Source organism: Streptomyces sp. NPDC015032 (genome assembly GCF_043080425.1).
Lineage (GTDB): Bacteria > Actinomycetota > Actinomycetes > Streptomycetales > Streptomycetaceae > Streptomyces.
On the sequence record NZ_JBIBVN010000007.1, the window covers coordinates 246,320 to 255,899 of the forward strand.

At 69.6% G+C, this 9,580-nt stretch carries 7 protein-coding genes and 1 pseudogene; 3 read left to right on the forward strand and 5 right to left on the reverse strand.

Annotated features, from left to right (window positions below):
• The first annotated feature begins 141 nt into the window (after positions 1–141).
• Positions 142–297 carry a hypothetical protein gene (locus tag ACF08M_RS14205; protein WP_392185515.1) on the forward strand — a complete coding sequence of 52 codons (156 nt, stop codon included), beginning with the start codon at positions 142–144 and terminating at the stop codon, positions 295–297.
• A 342-nt stretch (positions 298–639) separates the two neighbouring features.
• Positions 640–2,100 carry an amino acid permease gene (locus tag ACF08M_RS14210; RefSeq protein ID WP_392185516.1) on the forward strand — a complete coding sequence of 487 codons (1,461 nt, stop codon included), beginning with the start codon at positions 640–642 and terminating at the stop codon, positions 2,098–2,100.
• A 509-nt stretch (positions 2,101–2,609) separates the two neighbouring features.
• Here ACF08M_RS14210 and ACF08M_RS14215 read toward each other — a convergent pair.
• Together ACF08M_RS14215 and ACF08M_RS14220 are read right to left on the reverse strand one after the other, a co-directional pair.
• On the reverse strand, positions 2,610–4,061 hold the full coding sequence (locus ACF08M_RS14215) for an MFS transporter (protein WP_392185517.1): 1,452 nt from the start codon (positions 4,059–4,061) through the stop codon (positions 2,610–2,612).
• Positions 4,058–5,005, reverse strand: a complete 948-nt coding sequence (locus ACF08M_RS14220) for a nucleoside hydrolase (protein WP_392185518.1) — start codon at positions 5,003–5,005, stop codon at positions 4,058–4,060. Before ACF08M_RS14220 ends, ACF08M_RS14215 begins: the two co-directional genes overlap by 4 nt.
• 437 nt (positions 5,006–5,442) lie before the next feature.
• On the opposite strand from ACF08M_RS14220, the gene ACF08M_RS14225 reads away from it, so the two are divergent.
• A complete protein-coding gene (locus ACF08M_RS14225; RefSeq protein ID WP_392185519.1) occupies positions 5,443–6,495 on the forward strand; it encodes a LacI family DNA-binding transcriptional regulator in 1,053 nt (350 codons plus the stop codon).
• A 134-nt stretch (positions 6,496–6,629) separates the two neighbouring features.
• On the opposite strand, the gene ACF08M_RS14230 is transcribed toward ACF08M_RS14225, so the two are convergent.
• From ACF08M_RS14230 to ACF08M_RS14240, 3 genes and pseudogenes are all read right to left on the reverse strand, one after another.
• The gene (locus tag ACF08M_RS14230; RefSeq protein ID WP_392185520.1) at positions 6,630–7,550 is read right to left on the reverse strand and encodes a ribokinase; all 921 of its coding nucleotides are present in this window, start codon (positions 7,548–7,550) and stop codon (positions 6,630–6,632) included.
• A 328-nt stretch (positions 7,551–7,878) separates the two neighbouring features.
• Entirely contained in the window at positions 7,879–8,895 is a 1,017-nt protein-coding gene (locus ACF08M_RS14235) for a LacI family DNA-binding transcriptional regulator (RefSeq protein ID WP_392185521.1), read from the reverse strand.
• Between the two features lie 496 nt (positions 8,896–9,391).
• Positions 9,392–9,580, reverse strand: a pseudogene (locus tag ACF08M_RS14240) (ISAs1 family transposase); the annotation flags it as partial.

Consider the following 9,580-nt stretch of genomic DNA (forward strand, 5'->3'; position numbering starts at 1 on the left):
AGTTAGTGATGATGCGTTCTCTCATGCAAACAGGTCTCCGTCGGGCGCAACCGGGGAGGGGATGGCCCTGCACCGGCCGGGTCCGCCATCGGGTCACCGAGTACGGGAGTACTGTCGACGGTTCACTGGGATCCTCGCGGCGTGCGCCGGCGCATACACATGAGGGGCGGCCCGGAGGGGATGCGGCCCATCGGCTGCCCCGTGGTCGTCGCGCCGGAGGCCGCGGTGATCACCGCGCCGGCCCGACGCCCGCGCTTCGCCGGCCCGCCCGCCTTCGCCGGTACGTACGTGCCCTGAAGCACTACGGCACGGACGCGTGCGTCAGCGCGCTGGTGATCGTGGTGCGCCGCGATATGCACATGCCGGAGCCGGGCGGCCCGGCCGTCGGCCACCTGGCAGGACGCGCGCGCCGGCTCCGTAGCCGCCGGTGTCTCCGCTGCACCTTTGCATCGGGAAGCCTCCTTTGCCTACCGACCCGTAACCTCTGGTGTACCTCAGATGTGTTCCTGAGTGATGTGGGGCACTGCCAGAATGAAAAAATTCCCGGATGATGTGCACTTGAGCCGTGCCACGGTGACGACTCCATGGCCGGTCACGGCCGGGACCGCCCCCTTCCCCTCACAAAGGCGAACCTCCTCCATGAGTGACCGCACCACTGCGGCCGATACGCTCGCCGCCGCCCCACCGGCGACGGGCTCCCCCCACCGGGACGCCGGCGATGCCGGTTACAGCAAGGACCTCAAGTCCCGTCACATCAACATGATCGCCATCGGCGGCGCCATCGGCACCGGCCTGTTCCTGGGCGCGGGCGGGCGACTGGCCGGTGCGGGTCCCTCGCTCGCCGTTGCCTACGCGGTCTGCGGTGTCTTCGCCTTCTTCGTGGTCCGCGCGCTCGGCGAGCTGGTCCTGTACCGGCCGTCCTCCGGCGCCTTCGTCTCGTACGCCCGCGAGTTCATGGGCGAGAAGGGCGCCTTCGCGGCGGGCTGGCTGTACTTCCTGAACTGGTCGACCACCGCCGTCGCCGACATCACCGCGGCCGCCACCTACGCCCATTTCTGGGCGATGTTCAGCGACATCCCTCAGTGGATCCTCGCGCTGATCGCCCTCGCCGTCGTCCTCACCGCCAACCTCATCTCTGTGAAGTACTTCGGTGAGATGGAGTTCTGGTTCGCGATCATCAAGGTCTCCGCCCTGGTGGCCTTCATGCTCATCGGCATCTTCCTGGTGGTCACCCAGCACCCGGTGGACGGCCACACCCCGGGCATCTCCACCATCACCGACAACGGCGGCATCTTCCCCACCGGCATGCTCCCGATGCTGATGATGATCCAGGGCGTCGTGTTCGCGTACGCCTCCGTCGAGCTGTGCGGCGTCGCCGCGGGCGAGACGGAGAACCCCGAGAAGATCATGCCCAGGGCGATCAACTCGATCATGTGGCGCGTCGGCCTCTTCTACGTCGGCTCGGTGGTGCTGCTGGCCCTCCTGCTGCCGTACACCTCGTACTCGGCGGACCAGAGCCCCTTCGTCACTGTCATGGACAAGCTCGGTGTTCCGGGCGCGGCCGGTGTGATGAACCTGGTCGTGCTGACCGCCGCGCTCTCCAGCCTGAACTCCGGTCTGTACTCCACCGGGCGCATCCTGCGCTCCATGGCGCTGGCGGGCTCCGCGCCCAGGTTCACCGGCCGAATGAACAAGGGCCAGGTGCCCTACGGCGGCATCCTGCTGACCGCAGGTTTCGGTGTACTCGGCGTCGTACTCAATTACGTCATGCCGGGCCAGGCGTTCGAGATCGTCCTCAACTTCGCGTCGATCGGCATCCTCGGCACCTGGGGCATGATCATGCTCTGCTCGCTGCTGTTCTGGCGCCGCTCGCAGGACGGCAGGGTCGCCCGCCCCTCGTACCGGCTGCCCTGGGCCCCGTACACACAGATCGTCACGCTGGCGTTCCTCGCCAGTGTCGTGTTCCTGATGTGGTGGGGCGGTGGAGTGGGCCGTACGACCGTGCTGTGCCTGCCGCTGATCGCGGCGGCGCTGGTGGGTGGCTGGTTCGTGGTCCGTGGACGGGTGAACGATCTTGCGCGGGAGCGCCAGGATCCCTGACCTCGCTCGGCCCGCCGGCAGTCGGCTGCCTGTACCGCCGTGCGCAGCTGCCGGTAGGCGGCGAGGTTGCGGCGGGCGGTGGAAGCGGACGGATCTGTCCTGAGGGGCCGACATCGTGGTGCGCACGGGCCCGCGGGCGCGCCCGGGGCACCAGGGGGATGGGTTGGGCGAGGGGTCCGTCGGCACTGTCGGCGGTTCGCCGGGATCCACACCGTCTGCATCAGCGCATATCACGGCTGATGGACCGCTCCCGAAGGGGGATGCGGCCCATCAGCCGTGCGGTCTGCGCGGTGATCGCGCAGAAGACCGCGCAGACCACCGCGCAGACCCGTCGTCCGCGATGCGCAACGACGATCGAGGATTCCTGCCTTGCGGCCTGAGCGGGAAGATCCGCCGCCGCTCAGGGTGCTGTGAACAGCCCCGGGAACTTCACCGGTCCACCGGTCCACCGGCCGAGCTGGTCCCGCTACCCCGGCGTCGGCAGTGTCATGCCGGGGCAGCCGCAGCCGTCAGGCTCCGTCTTCCGCCGCCGCCGGCTTGGGGATCAGGAAGGACGCCACGGTGGCGAGGCCCAGCAGGACCACGCCGGCGATCATGCCGGCGACATAGCCGCCGGTTGATGCCGGGTCGGCGGGCTGGAAGGCCGTCTGGACCGCGTAGAGCGCCGCGAAACTGAGCCCGGCCCCGAGGTTGAACGCACCGGCGTTCAGCCCGGGCAGGAACCCGGGGTTCTCGCGCGGGGACAACACGATGCCGAGGCCGTTGAGCACGATGTTGCCCACGCCCGCGTAGGTGATGCCGACCAGTAGCGAGGCCACGAGCAGCAGGGCACGCGACTGGTCGCCCAGGGTGAGGATCATCAGGACGACGGAGGCGGCAGCGCCGATCAGGCCCAGACGCAGGATACGGCGGTAACCGAAGCCGGCGGCGAGCCGGCCGGCGATGGGGCCCATGGCAAGCCCGGCCAACGCGTACGGCGTGAGCGTCCACCATGCGGACTGTTCGGCGGACATGCCGAGCCCGGCGTGTGCGTCCTGGGCGAACGCCGGGATCAGCCCGTTCATGACGGCGAACACGCCGGTCATGGTGAGCACGGTGGTCAGCAGTGTCGCCCAGGTCGCGCGCTGTCGCAGGTGCCGGGTGGCGACCAGCGGGTGCCCGCTCCTGCCCTCGGTCCGCCAGAACAGGGCGAAGGCGATCGCGGCCACGACGACAAGGGCGGCGACGAGCGGCCAGTTCGCAGCGCCGAGCTTTCCGGCCTCGTTCAGCGCGATCAGCAGTGCTCCGACGGAGACGACCAGCAGTGTGACGCCGGGCCAGTCCATCCGGGACGCGGTGTCCGCCTTGGACTCCGGCGTCACGGTGGCGACCAGGACCGCGGCGATCGCCGCCACCACGGCCATCACCCAGAACACCGAGGCGAAGCCGTGCTTGTCGGCGAGGAACCCGCCGGCGAGGGAGTCGACCCCGGCAATACCACCGTTGACAGCGGTGATCACGCCCAGCAGGGTGCCGTACTTCTTCGGCTCGCTGACCTCGACCCGCAGCATGATCAGGCACAGCGGCACCGTAGGCCCGGAGGCGCCCTGGATGATGCGGCCGACGAACAGCATCGGCACGTTCTGTGCCAGCGCGGAGACCACGCAGCCGACCGCCATGAGCACCATCATCGCGACCAGCACCCGGCGGCGGCCGATGATGTCGCCCAGCCTCGGCAGGAACAGCGAGAACAGGGCCGCGGAGGTGAAGAACGCTGTCTGGGTGAGCCCGATCTCGGCCGAAGTAGCGCCGAGGCTGTCCTCGATACTCTTCAGGGCCGGGCTGAGCATGCTGGCGTTCAGCTGGAAGGCGAAGCACGCCATGAGAAGGGCGGCGAGCAGCACGCCCACCCGGACCGGACGCCGGTCGGTGACCGGCGTCGGCCCGTCCGGGACGGCTTTGGTACTGGTGGAGACGTTCATTCGGCGCCGTCACCGATCCGCGTCAGGGCGTCCACGACGAGGTCCCAGAAGCGCTCGTGGTCGAGCTTGACGGCGACCTGGGTGTGGCAGTCGGGCGGGGCGGGCGCCCGGAAGTCGGTCACGGTCATGCCGAGGGTCAGCCCGCCGGTGAGCTCGATGTCCACCGGGGCCTTGCGCACCGTCATGACGGTCGGGTCGATGACGTAGGCGACGGCGCACGGGTCGTGCACCGGAGGGTGCTCGAAGCCCTGCGCCTCGAGGTAGGTGGCGCCGAAGAAGTCGAGCAGCTCGCCCACGAACGCGGCCGGCTTGGTGCCGACCGCGGCGATCTTCTTCCGCACCTGCGGGGTCGCGAGCGCCTGGTGGGTCAGGTCGAGACCCACCATGGTGACCGGCCAGCTCTCGTTGAAGACGATGTGCGCGGCCTCCGGGTCGATGATGATGTTGAACTCGGCGACCGCGCTCCAGTTGCCCTCGTGGTATCCGCCGCCCATCAGCACGACCTCGCGGACGCGGGAGGCGATGCGCGGCTCCTTGCGGACGGCGAGCGCGATGTTGGTCAGGCCGGCCGTGGGGACGATGGTGATCTCGCCCGGCTCATGGGACATCACCGTGTCGATGATGAGGTCCACGGCGTGGCGGCGGTCCAGCTCCAGGGTCGGTTCGGGCAGCACCGGGCCGTCGAGTCCCGACTCGCCGTGGATGTCCGGCGCTGTCTCGATGGTCCGCACCAGCGGCCGCGGACTTCCTGCGGCGAAGGGAATCCCGGTGATACCGGCGATACGCGCCACGGACAACGCGTTGCGCGTCACCTTCTCCAGCGTCTGGTTGCCGACCACGGTGGTCACGGCGACCAGATCCACGTCCGGGTTCCCGTACGCGAGGAGCATGGCAATCGCGTCATCGTGCCCGGGATCGCAGTCCAGGATGATCTTTCTGGCCATCAAAAGAGCCCCTTCGCTCAGTTGAACAGTTTGCGATGGATCTCGGCCAGCGCCGCAACAGGGCTGCTGCACAGAGTGCGCCGGTACGGTCCCCCGACCGCCGTCGCGGTCCACGCCGGCATGCGGCGCCAACCCATGGGCGGGCAGCGGAACAGACACGTACCGCGCACTCTTCCTTGATCACGCGGTGGGAAAACGTTGGGAAAACGATCTGGGAAATCGTTCTCCGAGAACTTTGCGCACCGACGCCCACGATGTCAATGGGTGAAGTCATATCTCACGTTGTGACCCGTTTGGGACAGCAGATCGCCGTCTAGGCACGGGGAAAGGCCGGTGATAACGTTTGCCAACTCCCCACCGGCATCCGCCCGCTTCACGCGGCCGGACCAGAAGAACAGGGCAGGCGATCCGAAGTGGCGGAAGTAACACTGCGAGACGTGGCTCAACGTTCGGGCTGTTCCGTCGCCACGGTGTCCCGGGTGCTCGCCGGCAGCCGCCCGGTCGGCGCGGAAACCGCCCGGCGGGTACGTGCGGCCGTCGACAGTCTCGGCTACCGGCCCAACCACGTGGCCCGCGCGTTGCGCAGCCGCTCGACAGGCACCATCGGCCTCGTCCTGCCGCAGATCACCAACCCGTTCTACCCCACTCTGGTACGGGAGCTGACGCGCGCACTGCACACCCACGACCGTGCCGTGATCCTCGCCGACTGCGACGACGACCCGATGACCGAAGCGGCCCGGATCGACGCCCTGCTGGCCCGGCAGGTCGACGCCCTGCTGGTCGTCCCGGTCGACGAGAAACGCAGCGTGGCCGCGGTGACCGCCGCAGCGGCCCGGGTGCCGCTGGTACTGCTGGACCGGGGCTGCGGCCCCGGCGTCGCCGACTCCGTGGTCGTCGACAACGCCGCCGGCATACAGCTCGTGCTGGACCACCTCGCGGCCGCGGGGCGTCGCCGTCCGTGCTTCATCGGTGCTGCGGGCACCGCCTCGGCGGCGGTCGAACGCCGCGCCGCGTACGAGTCCGGCGCCGGCGCACTGGACCCGCAGGCTCCCGGACGTGTCGAACTCGGTGAATTCTCCGTCGAGTGGGGGCGGGCCGCGGTGGACCGGGTGCGCGCACACCGCCCGGACGCCATCGTCTGCGCCAACGACCTCATCGCCATCGGTGCACTGCAACGACTGCGGCAGCTGGGAGTGGACGTCCCGGGCGAGATCGCCGTCACCGGCTTCGACGACATCCCCATGGCGAGCCTCACCGACCCTGGCGTGACCACCGTCCGCCAACCCGTTGCCGAACTGGCCGCGGAGGCCGCCCGGTTGCTGGACCGGCGGCTGGCCGGAGAGAAGGCAGGCCCGAGCCGCACGGTGCGACTCGGTCCGGAACTCCTCGTCCGCGGCTCCAGCACGACGGACTGCAGCGGTCCGGCCGGCGCCGCGCCCGGCGCCGACACGGCGTGGGCCCGGGAACCTGCCGGAAACCCCGCGTCATGACCGTGGTCGGCGTCCGGGGCTGACCGATTGCCGGCCGGGCGCCCCGGTCCCCGCCTCCACGCACCCGGCACGCCGCAGCGTGTGTCATCCCGTCGGCGCCCCGGCGGGATGACAGCTGAGCATTCCCGCCCCCTTCACAGCACGGAGACTTCCTCCGCGCTCGGGAAGGACTCCTGCGCGCCCTGCCGGGTGACGGCCACCGCACCGACCCTGACGGCGAACGCGGCGGCCTCGGCCAGTTGCTCTCCCAGGCCGAGCCGCCAGGCCAGGGCGGCGGTGAATGCATCGCCCGCCCCCGTCGTGTCCACAGCCTCGACCTTGGGGCTCGGTACGGGTACGACGTCACCCGTGCGGCCGTCGGCGACGAGCGCGCCCGCCGCACCCAGCGTGATCACGACCGACCGCGGGCCGAGCTTCAGCAGTGCTCGCGCCCACTCCTGAGGCGTGGCACCGGCGGCTTCCCCCAGCATGTAGCGCGCCTCGTGCTCGTTGACGACCAAGGGGTCGCAGGCGGCCAGCACGTGATCGGGCAGGGGTGCGGGCGGGGACGGGTTCAGAACCAGCCGGGTATCGGGGGACATGGCACCGGCCACCTCGGCAACCGTCTCCAGCGGAATCTCCAGCTGGACGGAGACGACCCGCGCCGCCTCGAAGAGGGGTCCGGCCGCCCGGATGTCCTCCGGGGTCAGCCGGGCATTGGCGCCCGGCGACACCACGATGCTGTTGTCGCCGGAGGGGTCCACGGTGATCAGCGCGACTCCGGTCGGCGCCCCGCCCACGAGGACGCCTTCGGTGTCCACTCCGGCGGCACGCTGCGATTCGAGCAGCAGGCGGCCATGGGCGTCGTCGCCGACCCGTGCCAGCAGCGCAGTGACGGCCCCGAGGCGGGCGGCGGCCACCGCCTGGTTCCCTCCCTTGCCGCCCGGGTGGACAACAAGATCGGAACCGAGCACGGTCTCACCGGGTGCTGGCCGGCGTTCGACACCGATGACCAGGTCGGCGTTGGCCGAGCCCACAACCAGCAGGTCGTACTGGTGGTGGTCGTTGACGTGCATTGTTCCTGCTTTCCGAGGTCGGACGCTGCTCAGGCGCTGTTCGGGAGAAGTCGGCAACATTCTTCTCGGTTCCTACCTTGAACTCGCACCTTCAGCATGCTATCGACCTTCTTTCTCTCAGCGGCTCGCACCGCGTTCTGCACGGCGTTCGCCCAGTTCCTTCGGCCGCGACTCCGGCCGCCTCCGCCTCCGCCCGGGCACACGCCTCCGCCTGCACGAAGAAGGGGTCGTCGAACGGCGAACCCCACCATCTCCCGCCGGGCGACGCCCAGTTCGCGCACCTTGGCCTTGTGTACGCCTTCGATGCACAGCAACTCGTCCTGGGGGCTCACAGGTTGCTCCTCCGGTTCGACGCGGGTTCGCCGCACGAACTGCGTACGACAAGGCGGGCGGGAAGGGTGACGGACTGCGGGGAGCGCCCCTCGATGATGTCGACCAGGGCGTGCACGGCAGCGCGGCCGAGTTCGCCGGCCGGCTGGGCGATCGCCGTGATCGGCGGATCGGTGTGCAGGAACCACGGGATGTCGTCGAAGGCCGCCAGCCCGATGTCCTGCGGGACGCGCAGCCCGCGCGCCCGGATCGCGTCCAGCGCGCCGAGTGCCATCAGGTTGTCGGTGGCGAACACGACCTCGGGCGGTTCGGGAAGCGTCAGGAAGCGCTCGGTGACGCGGCGTCCGCTGTCCGCCCGGAAATCGCCCTGGCCGATATAGCTGTCGGGCAGCGCGAGTCCGTGCTCGCGCATCGCCTCACGGAAGGCTTCGACTCGTTCGTCGCCCGTGGTGGTGGCGGCCGGGCCCGCGATGATTGCCAGCCTGCAATGGCCGAGGCGGTGCAGGTGGGCGACGAGGTCCCGGACGGCGGCGCGGCCGTCGGCACGCACCACGGGCACGTCCACGCCCTGGATCCAGCGGTCGACGAACACCATCGGCGTGCCGCCCGCCGCCGCACCGGGCAGGAACGGCGAACTGCCGTTGGCCGGGGAGACGAGGAGCCCGTCGATGCGACGGTCGAGGAGCGTACGGATGTGATGTTCCTGCAGGTCGGGGCGTTCGTCGGCGTTTCCGATGATGACGCTGTAGCCGAGCGCGCGGGCCTCCTCCTCGACGAAGCGCGCCAGTTCGGTGAAGTACGGGTTGAGTACGTCACTGATGACCAGGCCGAGGGTGCGTGTCCGATCGGTGCGCAGCGAACGGGCGACGGCGTTGGGCCGGTAGCCGAGGGCCTCTACGGCGGCGAGGACGCGTGTGCGCGCGTCGGGGCTGACGGAGGGATGGCAGTTGAGAACGCGGGAGACCGTGGCGACGGACACTCTCGCCTCGGCCGCTACATCCTTGATGCTCGCCATCTTCCGGACCACCTCCTTGCGGTTCCCGTGGCCTCGTGGCCTCGAAACCAGCGGCTCACCGCCGTGGAATCGATTACACGGAAGATTGGAATCGATTCCACGGCCGAAAACAAGACTCTCCCGGATACCCGAGACCGGATCGTGACAAAGAGGGGAGCCGCGCGGCGGAGCCCGGAACGCCCCACGAGGGGGCGCGTCGGACCTCCACCGCCATGGGTACGCCGGTGGAGAGACTCCCGACATCCGGCGTCTACCCATGGGCAACTCCCGCTGACTGGATGTGCGTCGCCCCGCACACCCCCCGCGCCAACACCATTCGGATCGTGCAGCTGAGATATCGGCAGGGCCCCGGGGAGAGTCGCGTTCGCCCGGTTTGATCATGGAATCCCGTGGAGGGCGAGGGTGGCTGAGGGGTGGGTGTGGGCTCGTCGGCCGCTGGCGATGTTGGCCTATCCGGAGCGGTGGAGGGTGGCGCGGGCGAGGTCGCGCAGGGCGCTCATGACGGCGGGGCGCGGTGTCGGCGGATCTGACTGGCATCTTCGGCGAAGGTCACGTCTTTCGTCCAGTGGACGGTGTTCTCGGTGATCCAGTGCCCGCGTACCCAGGCAGCGATCTCAGCTGGAGATGCCTGGTGGGCCGCGAGATCGGTGACGGCGTAGACAGTCTCGGTCTGCCACTTCGATGT

Excerpts from the sequence above, each read along its gene's own strand:
- ACF08M_RS14220 (WP_392185518.1), bottom strand. The coding sequence starts at position 5,005 with ATGGCCAGAAAGATCATCCTGGACTGCGATCCCGGGCACGATGACGCG.
- ACF08M_RS14210 (WP_392185516.1), top strand. The coding sequence starts at position 640 with ATGAGTGACCGCACCACTGCGGCCGATACGCTCGCCGCCGCCCCACCG.
- ACF08M_RS14230 (WP_392185520.1), bottom strand. The coding sequence starts at position 7,550 with ATGCACGTCAACGACCACCACCAGTACGACCTGCTGGTTGTGGGCTCG.
- ACF08M_RS14215 (WP_392185517.1), bottom strand. The coding sequence starts at position 4,061 with ATGAACGTCTCCACCAGTACCAAAGCCGTCCCGGACGGGCCGACGCCG.
- ACF08M_RS14235 (WP_392185521.1), bottom strand. The coding sequence starts at position 8,895 with ATGGCGAGCATCAAGGATGTAGCGGCCGAGGCGAGAGTGTCCGTCGCC.